This is a genomic window from Streptomyces sp. NPDC101393, assembly GCF_044767385.1.
Lineage (GTDB): Bacteria > Actinomycetota > Actinomycetes > Streptomycetales > Streptomycetaceae > Streptomyces.
Window position 1 is genome coordinate 473,704 of sequence record NZ_JBIWNU010000009.1, and the last position, 22,562, is coordinate 496,265.

Consider the following 22,562-nt stretch of genomic DNA (forward strand, 5'->3'; position numbering starts at 1 on the left):
GCGTGTGCCGCTACTCGGCCTTGGCGGCCTCCGGGGCGGCCTCCGTGGCGGCCTGCTCCCGCGGCCGACGCCGGTCCAGGATCAGTCCGACGGCCAGCACGACGACGGCGGCGACCACCGAAAGCACCATCTGCTTGCGCCCGTCCTCGTCGTAGAACATGTAGCCGATGACGAAGATGATCAGCGCGATCGTCGCGTACGTCAGATACGGGTACAGCCACATCCGCACCGTCAGCCGCTCCGGCATGTCCCGCTCGATGACCCGGCGCATCCGCAGCTGCGAGAAGCAGATGACCAGCCACACGAACAGCGCCACCGCGCCGGAGGAGTTCAGCAGGAACTGGAAGACGGTGTCCTTCGACGTGTAGCTGAAGATCGTCGCGACGAAGCCGAAGGCGACCGAGGCCAGGATCGCGATCGCCGGCACCCCGCCCTTGTTGACCTTCTTGAACGCCTTGGGCGCATCGCCGCGCTCACCCAGCGAGAACGCCATCCGGGAAGCGGTGTAGAGCCCGGAGTTCAGACAGGACAGCACCGCGGTCAGCACCACGATGTCCATCACCGTGCCCGCGTACGGGATGTCCAGCGACTTCAGCACGGCCACGTACGGGCTCTTGATCACCGACGGGTCGTTCCACGGCAGCAGCGTGACGATCACCGCGATCGAGCCGATGTAGAAGATCGCGATCCGCCAGATGACGCTGTTGACGGCCTTGCGGACGGCCTGCACCGGGTTCGGCGACTCGCTCGCCGCCAGCGTGACGATCTCGCTGCCCATGAAGGAGAAGACCACCAGCAGCATGCCGGAGAGGATCGCCCCCGGCCCGTGCGGCAGGAATCCGCCGTGCCCGGTCAGATTCTCCGTACCGACGGCCTCACCGCCCGGCGGCAGCCCGAAGATCGCCAGCGCGCCGACCACGATGAAGATCACGATCGCCACGACCTTGATCCCGGCGAACCAGAACTCGAACTCGCCGAACGAGCCGACCGAGATCAGGTTGGTGCCGGTCAGAATGACCATCACCAGCAGCGCCCAGGCCCACTGCGGGACGGCCGGGACCCAGCCGGTGAGGATCGCGGCGGCGGCGGTCGCTTCGACGGCCAGCACGACCGACCAGAAGAACCAGTAGAGCCAGCCGATCGTGAAGCCGGCCCAGCGGCCGAGCGCCCGGTCCGCGTACGCGGAGAACGACCCCGAAGTGGGGGAGGCCGCGGCCATCTCGCCCAGCATCCGCATCACCAGCACGACCAGCAGGCCGGTCAGCGCGTAGGAGAGGAGGATGCCCGGCCCGGCGGCCGAGATACCGGCGCCGGAGCCGACGAACAGGCCCGCGCCGATCACGCCGCCGATGGCGATCATGGACAGGTGACGGTTCTTGAGACCGGCCTGAAGCCCGTCCTGAGGTTCTCCCCCGGTGGGTCCGCCACTGGGGGTTCCTGTGGTGGGGACCGCTTTGGTGGTAGGCGGGTGCGCGCCCATGTGCACCGTCCTTCAGTGGTTCTCGGTTGCGAGTCCCCGCATTAGAACGTTCCTCCGGACCCCTTAGGAAGATCCGAATCCGGATCGTTGTCGTTCCTGTTCAGATGTAAGAAGACCCGCAGCCATCCGCCCGCCATTTGTACGAAGCCCCCACGGCGTGCACGGTGCTCCGCCGTGCCACACTCTTGCCATGCGCGTGTATCTCGGCTCCGACCATGCAGGTTTTGACCTCAAGAACCACCTCGTCGAGTGGCTCAAGGCCAACGGCCACGACCCCGTCGACTGCGGCCCGCACCTCTACGACGCCCAGGACGACTATCCCCCGTTCTGCCTGCGTGCCGCCGAGCGGACCGCCGCGGACCCGGCCGGCCTCGGCATCGTCATCGGCGGCTCCGGCAACGGCGAGCAGATCGCCGCCAACAAGGTCAAGGGCGTACGGGCCGCGCTGGCCTGGAGCGAGGAGACCGCGAAGCTCGGCCGCGAGCACAACAACGCCAACGTCCTCTCGGTCGGCGGCCGGATGCACACCGAGGAGGAGGCGACGAAGTTCATCGAGATCTTCCTCGCCACGCCGTACTCGAACGAGGAGCGGCACACCCGCCGCATCGACATGCTCTCGGCGTACGAGACCACCGGCGAACTCCCCGCCATCCCCGCCCACCACCCGCAGGGCTGACCCGCCCGAGCCGCCGCCCGCCCACCCCGCAGCCGGGGAGGGCGGGCGCCCCCATGGAGGAACCACCGTGCCCGAGGGGCATACGATCCACCGCCTCGCGCTGGATCACCGGGCCCGCTTCGAGGGCGAGCCGGTACGCGTCAGCAGCCCCCAGGGGAAGTTCACGGACGGTGCGGCGCTCGTCGACGGCCAGGTCATGGACGGCGCCGAGGCACACGGCAAACACCTCTTCCTCGGCTTCGGCCCGGACCGCTGGATCCACATCCACCTCGGCCTCTTCGGCAAGCTCGGCTTCGGCGAGGCCCCCGCGCCGCCGCCCACCGACACCGTCCGGCTGCGCCTGGCCACCTCCCGCCACCACGCCGACCTGCGCGGCCCCACCACCTGCGCGCTGATCACCGACGCCGAGAAGCAGGCGATACACGAACGCCTCGGCCCCGACCCGCTGCGCCCCGAGCACGACGGCGAGCGGGCCCGGCAGCGGATCGCGCGCAGCCGTACGACGATCGCCGCACTGCTCATGGACCAGAAGGTCATCGCGGGCGTCGGCAACGTCTACCGCGCCGAGGTCCTCTTCCGGCACGGCATCGACCCCTACCGCCCCGGCCGCGACCTCACCCGCCCCGAATGGGACGCCATCTGGGCGGACCTGGTGTTCCTGATGCGTGAGGGCGTCCGGCACAACCGCATCGACACCGTGCGTCCCGAGCACCTGCCGGAGGCGATGGGCCGCCCGCCGCGGGTCGACGACCACGGTGGCGAGGTGTACGTCTACCGCCGCGCCCACAGGCCCTGCCATGTCTGCGGCGCCGAGATCCGCACCGCCGGACTCGCCGCCCGCAACCTCTTCTGGTGCCCCGTCTGCCAGCCGGTGACGGGCGGCGGCCGGGACTGAACCCGGAATTCCGCCGCCCTCTGCCCCCGCCGACAGGACACTCTCCGGCCGCGCGCCCGTATTTCGAACATGAATTCCCGGCAATTGCCCAAGTGGGTGGCCGGCGAATCGACGCGCCGCCGAACGGGTGGATAAGGTCCCAGAGCAATGACGAGCGGACCGGGAACGGAACCCCTGACGGCCCGGATGCACAAGTGTGCACACCGGGCCCGAATCGCCGTGCGCAAGGCGGGCGTCGACTACTTCCGCGGTGACGGCTCCGACTGGATCGCCCTGGCCGCTCTGCTCCTCTCCATCCCCGCCATCGCCGCCGGCACCCTCTGGCGGCCCGACTGGATCGCACCCACCGCCCTGGTCCTCCCGGTCATCGCCGGCGGTCTGCTGCTGCGGCCCGCCAACCTCCTGGTGCTGTACGCCGGTTCGGCGACCGCGCTGATCGTGGAGGCCGCCCTGCTGGGCCCCGGGCCGGACCGGGTCACGCCCGGCATGGTCCTGGTCGTCGCGGCCGTCGGGCTCTTCGGCCTGCTGATCGCGCAGTTCCGCAGCCGGGTCGGCGTGCCCTGGCGGCGCGGCGGGACGATGCTCTTCGACCTGCGCGAACGGATCCGCGTACAGAGCAAGTTGCCGCAGCTGCCCGCGGGCTGGCACCGCGAGATGGCGCTGCGCCCGGCCGGCGGGCAGTCCTTCTCCGGGGACTTCGTGGTGGCCTCACGCACCCAGGGCGGCAACATCCTCGAAGTCGTCCTGACCGACGTCTCCGGCAAGGGCATGGACGCGGCCTCCCGCGCCCTGCTGCTGTCCGGCGCGTTCGGCGGTCTGCTCGGCTCGCTGCCGCCGCACGGCTTTTTGCCCGCGGCCAACGGCTATCTGCTGCGCCAGGACTGGGAGGAGGGCTTCGCGACCTCGATCCACCTCGTCCTCGACCTGGAATCCGGCGACTACGAACTCCTCTCCGCGGGCCATCTGCCGGCCCTTCAGCTCAGCGCCGGCAGCGGCCGCTGGGAGGAGAAGTCGGGGGACGGGCCGCTGCTCGGGGTCTATGACGGCGCCCAGTTCGACCCGGTCAAGGGCAGGCTGCGCCCCGGCGACGTGCTGATGATGTTCACCGACGGCCTGGTCGAGGCCGCCGACCGGGACATCGCCGAGGGCATCGACCGGCTGACCGGTGAGGCCGACCGCTATGTGGCCGGCGGTTTCGTGGGCGCCGCCTGGCATCTGATCGAAACCGTTGCCAAGGACGTCAACGACGACCGTGCGCTGCTGCTGATCTGCCGGGACGCCTGAGCGCACCCGCCGTGCAGGCGCGCCGCGTTGGCGCCCTGCCCGGTCCGGCCCGGCCTTGAGCGCCGGGAGCGGACCGGAAACCGGAGCCTCAGCCGGGCACCGAGACCGGCTCGCGACCCGGGCGCCCCGACTCCCCGTCCGCAGGCCCGTCGTCCGCCTTCCCGCCCGGCAGGACGCGCGCCAGCAGGCCCGAGCGGCCGGCGGCCAGCGGGCCGAGCACGGCGAGGATCAGCACATAGCCGGCGATGAAGGGGGACAGCCGCTCGTCCAGCCCGGCGCTCGCCGCCATCGTCGCGAGGATCAGCGCGAATTCACCGCGGGCGAGCAGCGCGGTGGCGATATTGGCGGCCGGGCGGGGCCCGAAGCGGTGGATCCGGGCGGCTGCCAGCCCCGCGAGCACGTTCATCAGGAGCGTCACCGCGACCGCGATCAGCACCGGCCACACGACCGTGGGCAGATCGCCGGGGTCGATGGACAGCCCGAAGGCGAAGAAGAAGATCGCCCCGAACGCGTCCCGCAACGGATGCACCAGCTCGCGGATCCGCTCCCCGGAACTCGTACTGCCGAGCATCAGCCCGACCATGAACGCGCCGATGGCGTCGGCGACCCCGAACCCTTCGGAGACCCCGGCGACCAGCACGGCGGCGCCCAGGAAGGAGATCACCAGGAGTTCGTTGTTCTGGGTGGCGATGAGCCTGCCGATGATCCGGGTGCCCCAGCGGGCGACGACCGCGAGCAGCAGCAGGAAGCCGAAGGCCTTGCCGGCGTCCAGAGCGGCGGCGGAGAGCGAGTCCGCGCCGGAGATCACCGGCTGGAGAGCGGCCAGACAGAGGGCCAGAAAGATGTCCTCGACGACGATGATGCCGAGGATCGGCTTGGTCTCCGGATTGCCCAGCCGCCCGGTGTCGACCAGCACCTTGGTGACGATCGCGGACGACGAGATGCCGAGCACCCCGGCGAGCACCAGCGCCTCGGAGGTGCCCCAGCCGAGCGCGAAGCCGAAGCCGAGCCCGGCGCCGACGTTCAGCGTCAGATAGGCGGCACCGGCCAGTGCCATCCGCCGGCCGCCCGTTTTGAGGTCGTCCACATGGAAGGCGAGCCCGAGGTGGAAGAGCAGCAGCACCAGGCCGAGCAGGGAGAGCATCTCCAGGTCGTGCGGGTCGGCGACGAGCACGATGCCGGGGGTGTTCGGGCCGAGCAGGATGCCGGCCAGGATGAAGAGGGGGATGGTCGGCAGTCCGATCCGGCCGCCGATCCGGGCGAGAACGGCGGCGGCGAGAAAGGCGCCGCCCATGGCGATGAGTGTCTGGGCGTGTCCGATGGCTCCTCCAACGGTGCGGCCTACGACGAGCAGGCAAGTAGGTCAAGGGGGAGTCAAGAAAGCGTCAATGGTTAGTTTACCAAATGAATCCTGAGGCGCCTCGGCCCGTCCTCCGCCTGCCCTCGACCCGTCCTCGGGGGGCGGTGGCTGGGGTTTGCCCCACCCCCGATCCACCGGCGGCCGCCATGGCCGCCGGCCGCCCCGCCTCCGTACGTTCGGTGACATGACCGGGCGCGCACCAGGCCGCCCGGAGAGGACGGGGGACGACACCATGGGCCTGCGCAGTGAACGCCGCACCGCGGACGGGGGAGGCCCGGCCACAGGTGCCGCCCCCTACGCCGTCGAACTACGCGGTGTACGCCGCCAATACGGGCGCGGCGCCCGCGCGGTACACGCCCTGCGCGGCATCGACCTGGCGCTGCCGCGGGGCTCGTTCACCGCCGTCATGGGCCCCTCGGGCTCGGGGAAGTCGACCTTCCTGCAATGCGCGGCGGGCCTGGACCGCCCGACCGGTGGCTCGGTACGCCTCGGCGGCACGGAGATCACCACGATGGGCGAGAACCGCCTCACCATCCTGCGCCGCACCCGGCTGGGCTTCGTCTTCCAGGCGTTCAACCTGCTGCCCGCCCTCACCGTCGAGCAGAACGTCGTGCTCCCGATGCGGCTGGCCGGACAGCGCCCGGACCGCCACCGGGCGGCCGGTGTACTGGAGCGGGTTGGCCTGCACGAGCACGCCGGACGGCGCCCCGGCCAGCTCTCGGGCGGTCAGCAGCAGCGAGTCGCCCTCGCCCGCGCGCTGGTCACCGACCCGGAAGTGCTCTTCGCCGACGAGCCGACCGGCGCCCTGGACACCGGCACCGCGGCCGAGGTGCTCGGCCTGCTGCGGAACGCTGTCGACACCCTCGGTACGACGGTCGTGATGGTCACCCATGACCCGGTGGCCGCCGCCTGGGCCGACCACGTCCTGATCCTCGCCGACGGCATGCTCGCCGACCGGCTGACGGGCGCCACCGCTGAGGCGATCACCTCCCGCATGACGGACCTCACGGCGCGGCGGCAGCCGGCCCCGGCCACTGGTCAGCTCACGCGTTGACGCGCTCCCGCGTCCGCGCCGTGTCCGCCGGGTCCTTCTTGAACGCCCAGGCCATCGTCGGCTCCATCGCGAAGCGGAACGCCCTGCGGACCGGCGGTGTGCACAGCGCCGTCACCACGGCCCCCGCGATCAGCGTGACCGCGATCTGGCCGAGCGGCGTGTGCAGCCACGGGTAGTCGTCGAACCAGCCCCAGAAGCGCGAGCCCTTGGCCAGGAAGCCGTGCAGCAGATAGCCGTACAGCGTCCCGGCGCCCAGCACCGTGAACCACATGGGCCGCTTGGGTACCCAGGAGTAGAAGCACGCCACCATCACCAGCGAGCAGCCGAAGAGCGCCAGCGTCATCACGGCGCCGATCCACCAGGTGGTGCCCAACTCCTGTGCGCTGTCGCGGTGGTAGAACCAGGCCGAGGTCATCCGCGGCGCCGCCCAGTACGCCATCACCAGTGCGCAGGCGAAGATCGGCAGCGAGGCGATCCGCACCGCTCGCCGCTGCACCAGCTTGAAGTGCTCCGGCCGCAGGCACAGGCCGATCACGAAGAACGGCAGGAACTGCAGCACCCGCTGGAGGTCCAGGTCGTCGCCGATGTCCGGTGACACGGACGCGAGGACGGCGATGGCCAGGGCGAGGGGGATCGGCCAGCGCACGATCTTCCACAGCGGGGTGGTCAGCCGCCAGATGAACAGCGCGACCAGGAACCAGGTGAGGAACCACGGATCGAGCAGGCTGATCGGATGCCCGGGATCGTTGTCCGCCCACCGCTTGAAGAAGGCGTACGCGGTCTCGAAGAGGATGTACGGCACCGCGACGCCGGTGACCAGCCGCTGCAGCCGGTCCTTGCGCATGTCGAAACTGCGCGAGAAGTAGCCGGAGATGATGATGAACGCCGGCATGTGGAAGGTGTAGACGGTCATGTAGAGCGCCTCGGCCGTCCGGCTGCTGTCGGTCAGCGGCTCCCAGACATGGCCCATCGCCACCAGCACGATGGCGAGGTACTTCGCGTTGTCGAAGAACGCGTCCCGGCCGGCTTTCGGCGCGGCTGCCGGCGGGGGCTCCGGCACACCCGACGGTTGTGCCGCGCCCGCTGTCCGGTCCGCAACCGGGGCCTCGTTGGCCGGAGGGAGCTCACGTCGGGGTGTCGGGGCAGCGTGAAACATCTGAGGCACGATAGCGGCGGGCGGCGAATGCGTAAAACCGCCTCGGCGCAATTCCGCATTTCCCCAGGTGCCCGCCGCGCATAGGGCACACATAAACTCCGGCAATCGCTGCGGAACGATCCCCCGTACGGGCCAAGTGCCTTCTGCGCCCGGCCGCCCAGGCCTCCGCATCGCCGTGCTATATCCCCTTACAACGGCCTAAGTCGGGCGGTTTCCCCTGCGAACGTCCCGGAGGGAATGTCCGCTCACGTGACGTGGGGCCGGATTCGTTCGGCATGGGCCGGAGGGGTGGGGAATGGCACAAACGATTCACTCGCGACCGGCGTGTGAGCCACTCAACCCCGTGACGCAGGCCACCGGAAAGGCATGGTGACGGACGTCATGAATATCGAATTCCGTGGCGTACGACACTCTTGCCGGCCGGTCGTTTCAGGCCCCGTGGCGAGAATTCGCCGCTATGGGGCGAGGTCACTCGGAACCGTCAACTCCGCAACACCCGTACCGCGGCCGGACGTTCCGCGTCCCCCGTGGGTATGAATCGGGCAAAGCGTTGGCCGATGATTCGCCACCCGCCTGCAGTGGGAAGGGAGTTGGTGGCACGATGGGGACCAGGGGGGTGTGCGCGGCATGCTCCTATGGGCCGGTGAGGCGTTCCGACCAAGGGTGTGATCAGTTGTGGCTCTGTCGCTGTCAGTTGTGCTGCTGTTGGGGATTGTGCTGATCGTGCTGATCAGAGGGAAGTCGATCAAGGCGGGACCGGCGTTCGTCGCGATCCTCTTCGGCTTCTTCCTCGCGTCGACGGGCATGGCTCCGTCGATTAACAAATTCCTCAACTCCATCGCGGACACCATCAATAACATCACCTTTTAGGCGACGGCTCCAGGCTCCTGCCCGCCCCCGGTCCGCGCCACCGCGTCCCGCACGGCGTCCTCGCTACGGCCCACCAGCGCCGATCCGTCATCCGCGGTGATGATCGGCCGCTGAATCAGCCGGGGACGGTCCGCCAGGGCCGCGATCCATCGCTCCCGCGCGGCGTCCGTGCGCTCCCACGCCGCGATCCCCAGCTCCTTCGCCTCGGCCTCCTGGGTCCGTGTGATGTCCCACGTTCCAGGCCCAGTCGTTCCAGCACGGTGCGCAGCTCGTCCGCGGTCGGCGGCTGCTCGAGATAGCGGCGCACGGTGTAGTCCGCGCCCTCCTCGTCGAGGATCTGCACGGCGGAACGGCACTTGGAACACGCGGGATTGAGCCAGATCTCCATGCGCTCACTTTAGAGAAACGCGCCCCGCGAGCGAAGGGGGCGTCCTGCCCGAGTGCCTCCGCAACGACGAAGGGCCAGGTCGAGGAAATATCCTCTGACCTGGCCCTTCGTGCTGTGGAGCGGGTGACGGGAATCGAACCCGCGTAGCCAGTTTGGAAGACTGGGGCTCTACCATTGAGCTACACCCGCAAGCGCCACCGGTCCAAGGACCTCGGCACGCACAGCATCGTAGCGGGTCATGGCGCCTGCTCGCACACCACATCGCGCCGACGGACGCACGCGGTGCGTACGTGCTCCCGCGCGCCCCCGCGGGCATCCCGATAACTGGCAGCCGCGCTGTCTGCGGCCATGTACCCTACGTGTCGCACCGACGGGGTGTGGCGCAGCTTGGTAGCGCGTCCGCTTTGGGAGCGGAAGGTCGTCGGTTCGAATCCGGCCACCCCGACCAGCACCTTTCCGCGGCTCATGTCAGAGCCGCCTCTCACCACCGCACAGCACCACCGCGAAGCCCTCGCAGGCCCCGGGACAAGCGGCTGTTCAAGATCGCGTTGTGGGCGCCATCCTCCTTGCGGTTACTATGCAAGCTGCGTGTCCGTGTGTCTGTGTACCGGGCGCGGTCGGCCGGGGCCCGAATCAGCGGGTGCCGGCGGATCTCAAGCAGAACCCCAGAAGTCAGCCCCAAGGAGACCGAACCGTGAAGAGCGCCGTGGAGACCCTGAACCCGACCCGGGTTCGGCTCACAGTCGAGGTGCCCTTCGAGGAGCTCAAGGACAGCCTCGACGCGGCGTACAAGAAGATCAACCAGCAGGTCACGGTGAAGGGCTTCCGCCAGGGCAAGATCCCGGCCCGCGTCATCGACCAGCGGTTCGGCCGCGGTGCGGTGCTGGAGGAGGCCGTCAACGACGCCCTCCCGAAGTTCTACACCGAGGCGGTCAACGAGGGTGAGCTGAATGTCCTCGGCCAGCCCGACGTGGACATCACCGAGCTGAAGGACGGCGAGCTGCTGGCCTTCACCGCCGAGGTCGACATCCGCCCCGCCCTGGAGATCCCGGACTACTCCGGTATCGAGGTCGAGGTCGACGCCATCGAGGTGTCGGACGAGGACATCGACAAGTCCGTCGAGCAGCTTCGTGAGCGCTTCGCCTCGACCTCCCCGGTCGAGCGGGCCGCCCAGGACGGCGACGTCCTGACGCTGGACCTCGAGGCCAAGGTGGACGGCGAGGTCCTGGAGGACGGCGTCGCCCAGGGCGTCAGCTACACCGTCGGCTCCGGTGAGCTCCTCGACGGCATCGACGAGGCCGTCAAGGGCGTCGAGGCCGGCGGCAGCGCCACCTTCACCTCCGAGCTCAAGGGCGGCTCCGCCCAGGGCAAGGAGGCCGAGGTCAAGGTCGACGTCACCGCCGTCGCCGCCCGCGAACTCCCCGAGCTGGACGATGACTTCGCGCAGCTGGCGAGTGAGTTCGACACGCTGGAAGAGCTTCGCGCCGACAGCAGCAAGCGCCTTGCCCAGATGAAGAAGTACGACCAGGCCACCCAGGCGCAGGAGAAGGTCCTGGACGAGCTGCTCAAGCTCGTCGAGGTGCCGATTCCCGAGAAGCTGCTCGCGGACGAGATCCAGACCCGCAAGCACAACCTGGAGAACCACCAGCTCGGCCAGATGGGCCTCGACCTCGCGAAGTACCTGGAGATCCAGGGCAAGACCGAGGAAGAGTTCGACGCCGAGACCAAGGAGCAGGCGGAGAAGGGCATCAAGACCCAGTTCATCCTGGATGAGCTGGTCAACAAGGAGAAGCTGAACGTCAGCCAGGAGGAGCTCACCGAGCACCTCATGCGCCGCGCGCAGTCCTCCGGTATGTCCCCCGACCAGTTCGCCCAGGCCGTCGTCGAGGGTGGCCAGGTGCCGATGCTCGTCGGCGAGGTCGCCCGCGGCAAGGCACTCGCCGTGGTCGTCGAGGCCGCCACGGTCAAGGACACCACCGGCGAGGTCGTCGACCTCGACGACGAGGACGAGACCGCCGAGACGGTCGAGGCCGGCGCCGAGACCGCCGAGGACGCCCCGGCCGAGGAGAAGAACGAGGCCTGAGCCCCGGCTCCCTCGCTGCTTCCCCGAGTCAGCTGATCACGGGCCCGAACACGCACGTCCGCGTGTTCGGGCCCGTAGTCATACCGGCCCGGTGAGCCTGCGCTCACAGCGAACAGTTATCGATGCGGGATGGCGTTGTCCGACCTGCGCGTTAGGGTCCGTAGATACGAGGGCAGGGGAGTACCGCACACCGCGCCGGAAGCACCACACGGCGACGGTCCCCGCGCCCCAGAAGACGACGCTGAGACGGTCTCGAGCCGTCCGACAACGAGCAGGTGGACACGTGACGATCCCGATGCCTTCCGCCGCCGCTGAGCCGACCTTCGGTGGCCTCGGCGACCAGGTCTACAACCGGCTGCTCGGCGAGCGGATCATCTTTCTCGGCCAGCAGGTCGACGACGACATCGCCAACAAGATCACCGCGCAGCTGCTTCTCCTCGCCGCGGACCCGGACAAGGACATCTTCCTCTACATCAACTCTCCGGGCGGCTCGATCTCGGCCGGTCTGGCGATCTACGACACGATGCAGTACATCAAGAACGACGTCGTGACGATCGCGATGGGCCTCGCCGCCTCGATGGGGCAGTTCCTGCTGAGTGCCGGTACCCCGGGCAAGCGTTTCGCGCTGCCGAATGCGGAGATCCTGATCCACCAGCCGTCCGCGGGTCTGGCGGGCTCCGCCTCGGACATCAAGATCCACGCCGAGCGGCTGCTGCACACCAAGAAGCGGATGGCGGAGCTGACCGCCTTCCACACCGGCCAGACCGTCGACCGGATCACCCACGACTCCGACCGCGACCGCTGGTTCTCCGCCGACGAGGCCAAGGAGTACGGCCTCATCGATGACGTGATGACCTCCGCCGCAGGCGTTCCGGGCGGGGGCGGCACCGGGGCCTGAGCCCCGTACCACTCGCCCCACAGCCACCCCAGCCCACTTGATCGCCACCAGGACGGTGAACACCACGATGAACAACTACCCCGGCAGCGGCCTGAACCAGGGCGCCGAGTCCGAGTTTTCCGGTCCTCGGGCCGAGTCCCGCTACATCATTCCGCGCTTCGTCGAGCGCACGTCGCAGGGTGTGCGCGAGTACGACCCGTACGCCAAGCTCTTCGAGGAGCGGGTGATCTTCCTCGGCGTGCAGATCGACGACGCTTCGGCCAACGACGTCATGGCGCAGCTGCTGTGCCTGGAGTCGATGGACCCCGACCGGGACATCTCGATCTACATCAACTCGCCCGGTGGCTCCTTCACGGCGCTCACCGCGATCTACGACACGATGCAGTTCGTGAAGCCCGACATCCAGACGGTCTGCATGGGCCAGGCGGCCTCCGCCGCGGCCGTGCTGCTCGCGGCCGGCACCCCCGGCAAGCGGATGGCGCTGCCGAACGCCCGCGTGCTGATCCACCAGCCGTACAGCGAGACCGGCCGCGGCCAGGTTTCCGACCTGGAGATCGCCGCCAACGAAATCCTGCGGATGCGTTCGCAGCTGGAAGACCTGCTGGCCAAGCACTCCTCCACCCCGATCGAGAAGATCCGCGACGACATCGAGCGCGACAAGATCCTGACGGCCGAGGAGTCCCTGGCGTACGGTCTGGTCGACCAGATCGTCTCGACGCGGAAGTCGTCCGTCTCGGTCTGATCGCGGTCCTCGCGAAATGAGCCGGAGAGTTGCCCCCTTGGGCCGAGTGAACTTCAGTCGGTCCAAGGGGGGCCCGTACGGGGGGCCCGGCAAGGTACCGTCGATAGGCAAGCACCCGGGTCCGTAGGAGCAATGCGGATCCCAGGCGAAGGGGAAGCACCTCGTGGCACGCATCGGTGACGGCGGCGACCTGCTCAAGTGCTCATTCTGCGGAAAGAGCCAGAAGCAGGTGAAGAAGCTCATCGCGGGACCTGGTGTGTACATCTGCGACGAGTGCATCGACCTCTGCAACGAAATCATCGAGGAGGAGCTCGCCGAGACCTCCGAGGTGCGGTGGGAGGAACTCCCCAAGCCTCGGGAGATCTACGAGTTCCTGGAGAGCTACGTGGTGGGCCAGTCGCCCGCCAAGAAGGCGCTCTCGGTCGCCGTCTACAACCACTACAAGCGGGTGCAGGCGGGCGAGAACGGCGGCGGGCGCGGCGACGAGGGCATCGAGCTCGCCAAGTCCAACATCCTGCTGCTCGGCCCCACCGGCTCCGGCAAGACCCTGCTTGCCCAGACGCTCGCCAGGATGCTGAACGTCCCCTTCGCGTTCGCCGACGCCACGGCGCTGACGGAGGCCGGCTACGTCGGCGAGGACGTCGAGAACATCCTCCTCAAGCTGATCCAGGCCGCGGACTTCGACATCAAGAAGGCCGAGACCGGCATCATCTACATCGACGAGATCGACAAGGTCGCCCGTAAGAGCGAGAACCCTTCGATCACCCGCGATGTTTCCGGCGAGGGCGTCCAGCAGGCGCTGCTGAAGATCCTGGAGGGCACCACCGCCTCCGTGCCGCCGCAGGGCGGCCGCAAGCACCCGCACCAGGAATTCATCCAGATCGACACGACGAACGTGCTGTTCATCGTGGGCGGCGCGTTCGCCGGCCTGGAGAAGATCGTCGAGGCGCGGTCCGGTGCCAAGGGCATCGGCTTCGGCGCCACGATCCGCTCCAAGCGCGAGATCGAGTCCAAGGACCAGCTCCAGGAGGTCATGCCGGAGGACCTGGTGAAGTTCGGGATGATCCCGGAGTTCATCGGCCGCGTCCCGGTCATCACCTCCGTCCACAACCTCGACCGCGAGGCCCTGCTGCAGATCCTCGTCGAGCCGCGCAACGCGCTCGTCAAGCAGTACCAGCGGCTCTTCGAACTCGACGGTGTGGAGCTGGACTTCGACCGCCCGGCCCTGGAAGCCATCGCCGACCAGGCCATCCTCCGAGGCACCGGCGCCCGCGGTCTGCGCGCCATCATGGAAGAGGTCCTGCAGGCGGTGATGTACGAAATCCCGTCCCGCAAGGACGTCGCCCGCGTCGTCATCACCGAAGAGGTCGTGCACTCCAACGTGAACCCGACCCTCGTCCCCCGCAACCGCGGTGAGTCGGACGAGCCGCAGGAGAAGAGCGCGTAACGGGGCGGTCCACCGCACGGACAACGAGAGAGCCGCCGGCAACGAGGACGCTGCCGGCGGCTCTCTGTCTGCTCACTTCTCCTTGCGGACCTCGTCGCGGATCTTGGCGGTCTTCTCCGCCAGTTCCTCGGCGCCGGGCGCCTTCGCGAGGGACTCAGCCGTCGCGGAGGTGGGGGGCGTGTCGGTCGCCGTGACGACGCCGATCGCGCTGGTGTCACCCCAGATGCAGACGGAGGCGTTGAGCGAGATGTTGATGCCACCCTGACCGGCGGTGATCTTCTGTGTCTTGCACTTGAGCACCGCGCCGTCGAATCCGTCCGGCGAGTATTCGGTGGCCTCGGTGACCGTCTCGATCTGGACCTTCCGGGTGGCCGCGGACTTCTTCTGGTTGTCGTCCAGCTTGGCGAACATCTGGTCCACCGCGGACTCGGGGTCAGCGATCTTGCCGTAGGCGCCGGCCACCGAGAGCTTCAGCTTGCTGGGGTTCTCGTACGCGCCCTGGACACCCTTGCCGTCCGTGATCCCCAGCGCCTTGGACTCCTTGTCGTCGGTGAGGTCCTCGGCGCCGCCGGCCCCGGAACCGTCCGACGACTTGGTGAACTCACCACTCAGCAGCTTCTCCGGCATCACCATCGTGTACGGCTTCACGTCGCCGCCACCGCCCGAGCCGAAGACGAAGTACGCGCCGACGCCGATGGCCGCCACGACCGCGACCGCTCCGACGATGAGGCCGATCTTCTTGCCGTTGCCGCCGGACTCCGGCGGGGCCGGGGGGATCATGCCGTACGGCGTCTGCTGGCCGTAGGGGCCGGGCTGTTGGGGCTGCTGGCCGTAGCCGGGCTGGCCGCCCTGCTGGGGGTAGCCGTAGCCCTGCGGGGGCGCCTGGCCGCCCTGGGGGTATCCGTATCCCTGCTGCGGGGGCACCTGGCCGCCCTGCTGCGGGTAGCCGTACCCGGGCTGCTGAGGCTGCTGCGGCTGACCGTACGGGCCGGGCTGCTGCGGCTGCTGGCCGTACGGGCCGGGTGGCGGCTGGTTGTAGCTCATGGAGCGGTTCCCCTCGTGACAACTTCAGGCAGCTGATGTTTATGCGCTGCCGACATCCTGTACGACGCCACCGACAGCCGGTGCCCCGGGGGCGAAACCGGTTCGAGACTGCTACATCCGCGCCCGTACACTGTGCGTCGTGACCGAGAACACTCAGCAGAGCACCCACAGCGCCCCCGAACTGCCGACTCAGTACACGCCGGCCGACGTAGAGGGGCCGCTGTACGAGCGCTGGGTAGAGCGGGGCTATTTCGAGGCGGACGAGAAGAGCGAGAAGCCGCCGTACACGATCGTCATCCCGCCGCCGAACGTCACCGGGTCCCTGCACCTGGGGCACGCCTTCGAGCACACCCTCATCGACGCGCTCACCCGGCGTAAGCGCATGCAGGGCTTCGAGACGCTGTGGCAGCCGGGCATGGACCACGCCGGTATCGCCACCCAGAACGTCGTCGAGCGCGAGCTGGCCAAGGAGGGCGTCTCCCGCCACGACCTGGGCCGTGAGGCGTTCGTCGAGCGCGTCTGGCAGTGGAAGAACGAGTCCGGCGGCCAGATCTCGGGCCAGATGCGCCGGCTGGGCGACGGCGTCGCCTGGTCGCGTGAGCGGTTCACGATGGACGAGGGCCTGACCAAGGCCGTCCAGACCATCTTCAAGCGGCTCTACGACGACGAGCTGATCTACCGCGCCGAGCGCATCATCAACTGGTGCCCGCGCTGCCTGACCGCCATCTCGGACATCGAGGTGGAGTACCAGGACGACGACGGCGAGCTGGTCTCGATCCGCTACGGCGAGGGCGACTCGTCGATCGTCGTCGCCACGACCCGTGCGGAGACGATGCTGGGTGACACCGCGGTCGCGGTCCACCCGGAGGACGAGCGGTACGCGCATCTCGTCGGCACCGAGATCGAGTTGCCGCTGACCGGCCGCCGTATCCCGGTCGTCGCCGACGAGCACGTCGACCCGGAGTTCGGCACCGGCGCGGTCAAGGTCACCCCGGCCCACGACCCGAACGACTTCGAGATCGGCCGCCGGCACGACCTGCCCAACCTCGCCGTCCTCGACGAGCGCGGTGTGATCACCGCGCACGGCCCCTTCCAGGGCCTGGACCGTTTCGAGGCCCGTTCCGCGATCGTCGGCGCGCTGCGCGCCGAGGGCCGCATCGTCGCCGAGAAGCGTCCGTACACCCACTCCGTCGGGCACTGCTCGCGCTGCAAGACGACCATCGAGCCGCGGCTGTCGATGCAGTGGTGGGTCAAGGTCGGCCCGCTGGCGCAGGCCGCCGGTGACGCGGTCCGTGACGGCAAGGTCGCGATCCACCCCAAGGAGATGGAGTCCCGCTACTTCGGCTGGGTCGACAACCTCCACGACTGGTGCATCTCGCGGCAGTTGTGGTGGGGACACCGCATTCCGGTCTGGTACGGCCCGAACGGCGAGGTCGTCTGCGTCGGACCGGACGACGAGGCGCCGACCGGCGAGGGCTGGACGCAGGACACGGACGTCCTCGACACCTGGTTCTCGTCCGGACTGTGGCCGTTCTCCACCCTGGGCTGGCCCGAGCAGACCCCGAGCGTCGAGAAGTTCTACCCGAACTCCGTCCTGGTCACCGGCTACGACATCCTGTTCTTCTGGGTCGCCCGGATGATGATGTTCGGCATCTACGCGATGGACGGCACCCCGCCGTTCCACACCATCGCGCTGCACGGCATGGTCCGTGACCAGTTCGGCAAGAAGATGTCCAAGTCCTTCGGGAACGCGGTCAATCCGCTGGACTGGATGGAGGCGTACGGCGCGGACGCCGTCCGCTTCACCCTCGCCCGCGGCGCCAACCCCGGTGTCGACGTGCCGATCGGCGAGGACTGGGTCCAGGGGTCCCGGAACTTCGCCAACAAGATCTGGAACGCCACCCGCTTCGCGATGATGAACGGCGCCACGATCGAGGGTGAGCTGCCGGCCGCCGAGCAGCTGTCGGCGACCGACCGGTGGATCCTGTCGCGGCTGAACTCGGTCGTCGCCGAGGTGGACGCGTACTACGACGACTACCAGTTCGCGAAGCTGTCGGACACGCTCTTCCACTTCGCGTGGGACGAGGTCTTCGACTGGTACGTCGAGCTGTCCAAGACGACCTTCATGGCGGGCGGGCCGGCCGCCGAGGTCTCGCGCCGGGTGCTGGGCGAGGTCCTGGACGTCACGCTGCGGCTGCTGCACCCGATCGTCCCGTTCGTCACCGAGACCCTGTGGACGACGCTGACCGGCCGTGAGTCGGTCGTCATCGCCGAGTGGCCGGGCGACTCCGGCTTCCGGGACGCGGCGGCCGAGCAGGAGATCGGGCTCGTGCAGCAGGTGGTCACCGAGGTCCGCCGCTTCCGCTCGGACCAGGGGCTGCAGCCCGGCCAGAAGGTTCCGGCCCGGCTGGACCTGTCCGGTACGGCGCTGGCGGCGCACGAGGCCGGGATGCGTTCGCTGCTGCGGCTGCAGCCGGCCGGTGACGACTTCAGCGCCACCGCCTCGCTGCCGGTCGCGGGCGCGACCGTCGCGCTGGACCTGTCCGGTGCGATCGACATCGAGGCCGAGCGCAAGCGGCTGACGAAGGACCTGGCCGCGGCGGAGAAGGAGAAGGCGCAGGCCAACGGCAAGCTCGGCAACGAGGCGTTCCTCGCCAAGGCGCCGGAGAAGGTCGTGGACAAGATCCGCGGCCGGCTGGAGGCCGCGGAGGCGGACATCGTCCGGATCACCGCGCAGCTGGCGGCCCTGCCCCAGGCGTAGCGGCCCGACCGGGCCACGGCCCGGGTTCCGTGCCGCTCGCAGGCCCCTCGTCCTCACGGGCGGGGGGCCTGCGGCGTACCCGCCCCCGTTGTCCCCGCTGCCCCTGGCCGCGCCCGCCCCGTTCCCGCACCGGCCAGAACAGCACGTACGCCGTCGACACCGCCACGAACGCGAACCGGATCAGGCCGCGTGCGGCGTCGTCGGGTATCGCGAAGACGCTCCCGTAGAGGGTGAGCAGCGCCAGCCAGCTCCACCAGGGGACCAGCCGTCGCTGGCCGATGACGTCCCACAGCAGGGTGCCGAGCAGTACGGACGCCGTGTAGTACGTGTAGACGCTCGGGTCCAGGACGATGCGGGCGTTGGCGCCGAGCAGGACCACGGCGGCCCACCGGCCGCGCCAGACGGCGAGGGCGCCCAGCGCGAGCCCCAGGGCGGCCTGCGCGGGCCGGTCCCAGCCGGGTGTCTCCGGGTCGCCGACGCCCAGCCAGCGCAGTGCGGACGCCGGATGGTTGGGGATGGCGAACTTCGCCGCGGCGAGGGACTGCGGGTCGCCGATGAAGAACGGCAGCCAGGCGAGCGCGACCAGGCCCGCCAGCCACAGGGCGGCGCGCAGCCACTTCTCCCGGGGGAGGGCGAGCAGCAGCGGCACGAAGGCCAGCGCGGTCGGCTTGGAGTCCATGGCCAGCGCCAGGCACGCGCCGGTCAGGGCGGCGTTGCCGCGGGTGACGGAACGTACCGCGAGGGTGGTGAAGAACAGCGCGAGGACGTCGTCGAGATGCCCGAAGCGGACCGCGACCTCGATCCACATGGGGATGAACGCGAGCCCGGCGATCAGGACGCGCTGCCGCAGCCGCTGGTGGTTGGTGCCGGTGCCGAGGAAGTGGTGGGCGGCGCTGCGGCCGGCCAGGACCACGATCACCAGGCCGAGCAGCGACATCAGGGCCGCGGCGAGGAACTGGCCGGTGGCCTCGTGGAAAGGGTTGAACAGTCCCGCGACGAGGAAGCTGACCGGGCCCATCTGGAGTTCGGGGTGGTGGGCGTAGAGGTTGAGGCCTCCGGTGCCGTCGCCGGCGGCGCCCTGGTAGAGGAGTTCGCCGCCGGTGCGCAGATAGTGCCAGGAGAAGCCGCCGTTCGGCTCGACCACGGCGAACCAGAGCACGGTCCACACGGTGAGCAGCACCAAATGCATCCGCTGGCTGATTGCCGGCACCCGTCCTCAGCTCCCGCTCTCCGTTGTGGGCGTACCGGGGTGTTCAGAGCCCGCCGTCGAAGAGGGCGGAATGCGGCAAAAAGTTGTTCCGTCCGGTCAATTGATCGTTCTCATGGCGCTCTCATGTCGGCGAGGCACGGTGGAACGGAATGCCGGAGCCCCGGCAGACCGCGCACGAACAGCACCGAGGAGCCGCGCCCGCCATGAACAAACCGCTGCGACGGGTCTCGGTCTTCTGCCTCGCGCTGATACTCGCGCTGATGGGCTGGGCCACCTGGCTGCAGGCCGCGAAGGCGAGCGACTACAAGGACGACCCGAAGAACCCGCGGGTGGCGATCGGCAAGTACTCCGCGCCGCTGGGCAACATCCTCGTCGGCGGGCGGCCGGTCACCGGATCCGTCGCCACCCCCTCCTCCCTGAAGTACAAGCGGACGTACAAGGACGGCCCGCTGTACGCGCCGGTCACCGGCTTCACCTCGCAGATCTTCGGCAGCAACCAGCTGGAGAGCCTGAACGGCGACCTCCTCGACGGCTCCGACAGCCGGCTGCAGAGCCCCGCCGACGCGCTGACGCACCGCCGCGCCAAGGGCGGCGACGTGGCCACCACCATCGACTCCAAGGTGCAGAAGGCCGGCTACGAGGCGCTCGGCGACAAGACGGGCGCCGCGGTCGCCATGGACCCGGCGACCGGGCGGATCCTGGGCATGGTCAGCACACCGTCCTACGACCCGGCGAAGTTCTCCGGTTCCGGCAGCGCCGACCAGAAGGCCTGGAAGGCGATGTCGGACAATGCCGGGAAGCCCGAGCTGAACCGCGCGCTGCGCCAGCCGCTGCCGCCCGGCTCCACCTTCAAGCTGGTGGTCGCGGCCGCCGCGCTGGAGGACGGCCTGTACTCCTCGGTGGACGAGCCCACCAAGAGCCCCGACCCGTACACCCTGCCGCACACCCGCACCGAGCTGACCAACGAGAACGCCTCCGCGCCCTGCAAGAACGCCGACATCCGCACCGCGCTCCAGTACTCCTGCAACACCGTTTTCGCGAAGATGGCCGCCGACCTGGGGCAGCAGAAGGTGGCGGCGCAGGCCGAGAAGTTCGGCTTCAACGACGACAAGGTGGACACCCCGGTACGGGCCGGCAAGAGCGTCTACCCCACCGACATGGACGACGCGCAGACCGCGCTGTCCGGGATCGGCCAGTTCAACGACCAGGCGACCCCGCTGCAGATGGCGATGGTCTCCGCGGCCATCGCCCACGGCGGTGAGCTGAAGAGCCCGCAGCTGGTCGACAAGCTGACCGACGGCGGCGGCAACACCGTCCAGCAGAACACCCCGAAGACGTACGGCCGGGCGATGTCGGCGCGGACCGCCGAGCAGCTGCGGTCGGCGATGGGGACGGTGGTGGACAAGGGCACCGGATCCGGCGCGAAGATCGGCGGACTGACCGTCGGCGGCAAGACGGGCACCGCTCAGCACGGCGTCGACAACAGCGGTACGCCCTACGCCTGGTTCGTCTCCTATGCCGAGGACAGTGAAGGCCGCCAGGTCGCGGTGGCCGTGATGGTCGAGGACGGCCATGCGGCCCGCAACGAGATCTCCGGCAACGGTCTCGCGGCCCCGATCGCCCGCTCCATGATGAAGGCGGCCCTCGGGTAGGTGCCGCAGCGCGACCGCTGTCACCGGTGCCTCGTAGACTGGTCGGCGTGAGCGAGCGCCCCCAGAACGACGACCCTGACCCGACCGAAGCCTTCGACGACATGGTCGAGGCGGAGACCAGCCGTGACCCCGATCTCGCGGTGATCGAGGCCGGCAGCCGCACCCTGCGCGCGCAGGCCGGACCGCCGCAGGACGACGGTGTCCCTGCCCGCCCCACCGACCCCGAGGTCGACCGCGCGCTGCGTGCCGTGGAGGACGAGCTGGCCGGCCGCTGGGGTGAGACCAAGCTCGACCCGTCGGTGCAGCGCATCGAGGCGCTGCTGGACATCCTGGGTTCGCCGCAGCGCGCGTATCCGTCGATCCACATCACCGGCACCAACGGCAAGACCAGCACGGCCCGCATGATCGAGGCCCTGCTGTGCGCCTTCGACCTGCGCACCGGCCGCTACACCAGCCCGCACGTCCAGTCCGTCACCGAGCGCATCAGCCTGGACGGCAGCCCGATCTCCGCCGAGCGCTTCATCGAGACGTACCACGACATCGCCCCGTATGTGGAGATGGTCGACACCCAGCAGGATTACCGCCTGTCCTTCTTCGAGGTCCTGACGGCGATGGCGTACGCGGCCTTCGCCGACGCGCCGGTGGACATCGCCGTCGTCGAGGTCGGCATGGGCGGCACCTGGGACGCGACGAATGTGATCGACGGCGATGTCGCCGTGGTCACCCCGATCTCGCTGGACCACACCGACCGGCTGGGTGAGACGCCCGAGCTGATCGCCGGGGAGAAGTCCGGGATCATCAAGAAGGACGCCACCGTCGTGCTGGCCCAGCAGCCGGTCGACGCGGCGTCCGTGATGCTCAAGCGCGCCGTCGAGGTGGATGCCACGGTCGCCCGCGAGGGCATGGAATTCGGGGTGATCGGCCGCGAGGTCGCGGTCGGCGGCCAGATGCTGACGCTGCGCGGGCTGGGCGGCGAGTATCCGGAGATCTTCCTCCCGCTGTACGGCGCCCATCAGGCGCACAACGCCGCGGTGGCGCTCGCCGCGGTCGAGGCGTTCTTCGGCGTCGGCTCCGAGCACGCCCGGGTGCTGGACATCGACACCATCCGCTCGGCGTTCGCCGCCGTCTCCTCGCCCGGCCGCATGGAGGTCGTCCGGCGCAGCCCGACGGTCGTGCTGGACGCGGCGCACAACCCGGCCGGCGCGCGGGCGGCGGCCGAGGCGGTCACCGAGGCCTTCGGCTTCAGCCGTCTGGTGGGCGTGGTCGGGGCCAGCGCGGACAAGGACGTCCGGGGTTTCCTGGAGGCCTTCGAGCCGATCTTCGCCGAGGTCGTGGTGACGCGGAACGCCAGCCATCGTGCGATGGACCCCGATGAGCTGGCGGCCGTCGCCGTCGAGGTGTTCGGCGCCGACCGGGTCCAGGTCGAGCCGCGGCTCGACGATGCCCTGGAGTCGGCGATCACCCTCGCCGAGGAAGAGGGCGAGTATTCCGGAGCGGGTGTGCTGGTGACCGGCTCGGTGATCACGGTCGGCGAGGCCCGGCTGCTCATGGGGAGGAAATGA

17 protein-coding genes, 2 tRNA genes and 1 pseudogene are annotated in these 22,562 nt (G+C 69.3%); 13 read left to right on the forward strand and 7 right to left on the reverse strand.

Translation table 11 applies throughout. From position 1 onward, the window contains the following. Positions 1-10 precede the first annotated feature (10 nt). Entirely contained in the window at positions 11-1,480 is a 1,470-nt protein-coding gene (locus ACIRQ7_RS29125; RefSeq protein ID WP_404265600.1) for an amino acid permease, read from the reverse strand. A 190-nt stretch (positions 1,481-1,670) separates the two neighbouring features. Here ACIRQ7_RS29125 and ACIRQ7_RS29130 point away from each other — a divergent pair, with 190 nt between their 5' ends. The 3 genes from ACIRQ7_RS29130 (at position 1,671) to ACIRQ7_RS29140 (ending at position 4,335) form a co-directional block, all read left to right on the forward strand. Next, positions 1,671-2,156 carry a ribose-5-phosphate isomerase gene (locus ACIRQ7_RS29130; RefSeq protein ID WP_404265601.1) on the forward strand — a complete coding sequence of 162 codons (486 nt, stop codon included), beginning with the start codon at positions 1,671-1,673 and terminating at the stop codon, positions 2,154-2,156. A gap of 67 nt (positions 2,157-2,223) precedes the next feature. Beyond that, positions 2,224-3,051 (forward strand): Fpg/Nei family DNA glycosylase, encoded by an 828-nt coding sequence (locus tag ACIRQ7_RS29135; protein ID WP_404265602.1) that lies wholly within the window; start codon positions 2,224-2,226, stop codon positions 3,049-3,051. Between the two features lie 147 nt (positions 3,052-3,198). After that, the gene (locus ACIRQ7_RS29140; RefSeq protein ID WP_404265603.1) at positions 3,199-4,335 is read left to right on the forward strand and encodes a PP2C family protein-serine/threonine phosphatase; all 1,137 of its coding nucleotides are present in this window, start codon (positions 3,199-3,201) and stop codon (positions 4,333-4,335) included. Positions 4,336-4,423: 88 nt separating this feature from the next. Here the strand turns inward: ACIRQ7_RS29140 and ACIRQ7_RS29145 are convergent, their stop codons facing one another. Then, positions 4,424-5,629, reverse strand: coding sequence for a cation:proton antiporter (locus ACIRQ7_RS29145; protein WP_404265604.1), 1,206 nt, complete (start codon positions 5,627-5,629; stop codon positions 4,424-4,426). A gap of 298 nt (positions 5,630-5,927) precedes the next feature. Here ACIRQ7_RS29145 and ACIRQ7_RS29150 point away from each other — a divergent pair, with 298 nt between their 5' ends. Then, positions 5,928-6,749, forward strand: a complete 822-nt coding sequence (locus ACIRQ7_RS29150) for an ABC transporter ATP-binding protein (protein ID WP_404265636.1) — start codon at positions 5,928-5,930, stop codon at positions 6,747-6,749. Here the strand turns inward: ACIRQ7_RS29150 and ACIRQ7_RS29155 are convergent. After that, positions 6,739-7,905, reverse strand: a complete 1,167-nt coding sequence (locus ACIRQ7_RS29155; RefSeq protein WP_404265605.1) for an acyltransferase family protein — start codon at positions 7,903-7,905, stop codon at positions 6,739-6,741. The two genes, ACIRQ7_RS29150 and ACIRQ7_RS29155, sit on opposite strands and share 11 nt — an antisense overlap. A gap of 675 nt (positions 7,906-8,580) precedes the next feature. Here ACIRQ7_RS29155 and ACIRQ7_RS29160 point away from each other — a divergent pair. After that, positions 8,581-8,775, forward strand: a complete 195-nt coding sequence (locus tag ACIRQ7_RS29160) for a hypothetical protein (RefSeq protein ID WP_401470252.1) — start codon at positions 8,581-8,583, stop codon at positions 8,773-8,775. Here ACIRQ7_RS29160 and ACIRQ7_RS29165 read toward each other — a convergent pair. Both ACIRQ7_RS29165 and ACIRQ7_RS29170 read right to left on the reverse strand, forming a co-directional pair. Next, positions 8,772-9,163, reverse strand: a pseudogene (locus tag ACIRQ7_RS29165) (ArsC/Spx/MgsR family protein). The gene ACIRQ7_RS29160 and the pseudogene ACIRQ7_RS29165 sit on opposite strands and share 4 nt — an antisense overlap. Before the next feature lie 115 nt (positions 9,164-9,278). Continuing rightward, a tRNA-Gly gene (locus ACIRQ7_RS29170) sits at positions 9,279-9,352 on the reverse strand. A 182-nt stretch (positions 9,353-9,534) separates the two neighbouring features. Here ACIRQ7_RS29170 and ACIRQ7_RS29175 point away from each other — a divergent pair. The 5 genes from ACIRQ7_RS29175 to clpX all read left to right on the forward strand — a co-directional run bounded on the left by ACIRQ7_RS29175 (position 9,535) and on the right by clpX (position 14,333). Next, positions 9,535-9,611: transfer RNA gene (locus tag ACIRQ7_RS29175), tRNA-Pro, on the forward strand. 246 nt (positions 9,612-9,857) lie between these two features. Next, complete coding sequence (gene tig, locus ACIRQ7_RS29180) at positions 9,858-11,246, forward strand: trigger factor (protein ID WP_404265606.1); 1,389 nt, start codon at positions 9,858-9,860, stop codon at positions 11,244-11,246. A gap of 295 nt (positions 11,247-11,541) precedes the next feature. Next, positions 11,542-12,144, forward strand: a complete 603-nt coding sequence (locus ACIRQ7_RS29185; RefSeq protein ID WP_401470367.1) for an ATP-dependent Clp protease proteolytic subunit — start codon at positions 11,542-11,544, stop codon at positions 12,142-12,144. Positions 12,145-12,211: 67 nt separating this feature from the next. After that, positions 12,212-12,886: an ATP-dependent Clp protease proteolytic subunit gene (locus ACIRQ7_RS29190; RefSeq protein WP_401470370.1), complete on the forward strand. Its 675-nt coding sequence runs from the start codon at positions 12,212-12,214 to the stop codon at positions 12,884-12,886. A 163-nt stretch (positions 12,887-13,049) separates the two neighbouring features. Beyond that, positions 13,050-14,333: an ATP-dependent Clp protease ATP-binding subunit ClpX gene (gene clpX / locus ACIRQ7_RS29195; RefSeq protein WP_401470261.1), complete on the forward strand. Its 1,284-nt coding sequence runs from the start codon at positions 13,050-13,052 to the stop codon at positions 14,331-14,333. A gap of 72 nt (positions 14,334-14,405) precedes the next feature. Here the strand turns inward: clpX and ACIRQ7_RS29200 are convergent, their stop codons facing one another. Beyond that, the gene (locus ACIRQ7_RS29200) at positions 14,406-15,377 is read right to left on the reverse strand and encodes a hypothetical protein (protein ID WP_404265607.1); all 972 of its coding nucleotides are present in this window, start codon (positions 15,375-15,377) and stop codon (positions 14,406-14,408) included. A gap of 139 nt (positions 15,378-15,516) precedes the next feature. Here ACIRQ7_RS29200 and ACIRQ7_RS29205 point away from each other — a divergent pair, with 139 nt between their 5' ends. Further along, positions 15,517-18,138 carry a valine--tRNA ligase gene (locus ACIRQ7_RS29205; RefSeq protein WP_401470270.1) on the forward strand — a complete coding sequence of 874 codons (2,622 nt, stop codon included), beginning with the start codon at positions 15,517-15,519 and terminating at the stop codon, positions 18,136-18,138. On the opposite strand, the gene ACIRQ7_RS29210 is transcribed toward ACIRQ7_RS29205, so the two are convergent. Further along, a complete protein-coding gene (locus ACIRQ7_RS29210) occupies positions 18,104-19,327 on the reverse strand; it encodes a hypothetical protein (protein WP_404265637.1) in 1,224 nt (407 codons plus the stop codon). The two genes, ACIRQ7_RS29205 and ACIRQ7_RS29210, sit on opposite strands and share 35 nt — an antisense overlap. Positions 19,328-19,551: 224 nt before the next feature. Between ACIRQ7_RS29210 and ACIRQ7_RS29215 the strand changes: the two genes are divergently transcribed. Both ACIRQ7_RS29215 and ACIRQ7_RS29220 read left to right on the forward strand, forming a co-directional pair. Continuing rightward, positions 19,552-21,000 (forward strand): peptidoglycan D,D-transpeptidase FtsI family protein, encoded by a 1,449-nt coding sequence (locus tag ACIRQ7_RS29215; protein WP_404265608.1) that lies wholly within the window; start codon positions 19,552-19,554, stop codon positions 20,998-21,000. Between the two features lie 47 nt (positions 21,001-21,047). After that, complete coding sequence (locus ACIRQ7_RS29220) at positions 21,048-22,562, forward strand: bifunctional folylpolyglutamate synthase/dihydrofolate synthase (protein WP_404265609.1); 1,515 nt, start codon at positions 21,048-21,050, stop codon at positions 22,560-22,562.

Excerpts from the sequence above, each read along its gene's own strand:
- ACIRQ7_RS29125 (WP_404265600.1), bottom strand. The coding sequence starts at position 1,480 with ATGGGCGCGCACCCGCCTACCACCAAAGCGGTCCCCACCACAGGAACC.
- ACIRQ7_RS29130 (WP_404265601.1), top strand. The coding sequence starts at position 1,671 with ATGCGCGTGTATCTCGGCTCCGACCATGCAGGTTTTGACCTCAAGAAC.
- ACIRQ7_RS29140 (WP_404265603.1), top strand. The coding sequence starts at position 3,199 with ATGACGAGCGGACCGGGAACGGAACCCCTGACGGCCCGGATGCACAAG.
- ACIRQ7_RS29145 (WP_404265604.1), bottom strand. The coding sequence starts at position 5,629 with ATGGGCGGCGCCTTTCTCGCCGCCGCCGTTCTCGCCCGGATCGGCGGC.
- ACIRQ7_RS29150 (WP_404265636.1), top strand. The coding sequence starts at position 5,928 with ATGGGCCTGCGCAGTGAACGCCGCACCGCGGACGGGGGAGGCCCGGCC.
- ACIRQ7_RS29155 (WP_404265605.1), bottom strand. The coding sequence starts at position 7,905 with ATGTTTCACGCTGCCCCGACACCCCGACGTGAGCTCCCTCCGGCCAAC.
- ACIRQ7_RS29185 (WP_401470367.1), top strand. The coding sequence starts at position 11,542 with ATGCCTTCCGCCGCCGCTGAGCCGACCTTCGGTGGCCTCGGCGACCAG.
- ACIRQ7_RS29190 (WP_401470370.1), top strand. The coding sequence starts at position 12,212 with ATGAACAACTACCCCGGCAGCGGCCTGAACCAGGGCGCCGAGTCCGAG.
- ACIRQ7_RS29200 (WP_404265607.1), bottom strand. The coding sequence starts at position 15,377 with ATGAGCTACAACCAGCCGCCACCCGGCCCGTACGGCCAGCAGCCGCAG.
- ACIRQ7_RS29210 (WP_404265637.1), bottom strand. The coding sequence starts at position 19,327 with ATGCATTTGGTGCTGCTCACCGTGTGGACCGTGCTCTGGTTCGCCGTG.
- ACIRQ7_RS29215 (WP_404265608.1), top strand. The coding sequence starts at position 19,552 with ATGAACAAACCGCTGCGACGGGTCTCGGTCTTCTGCCTCGCGCTGATA.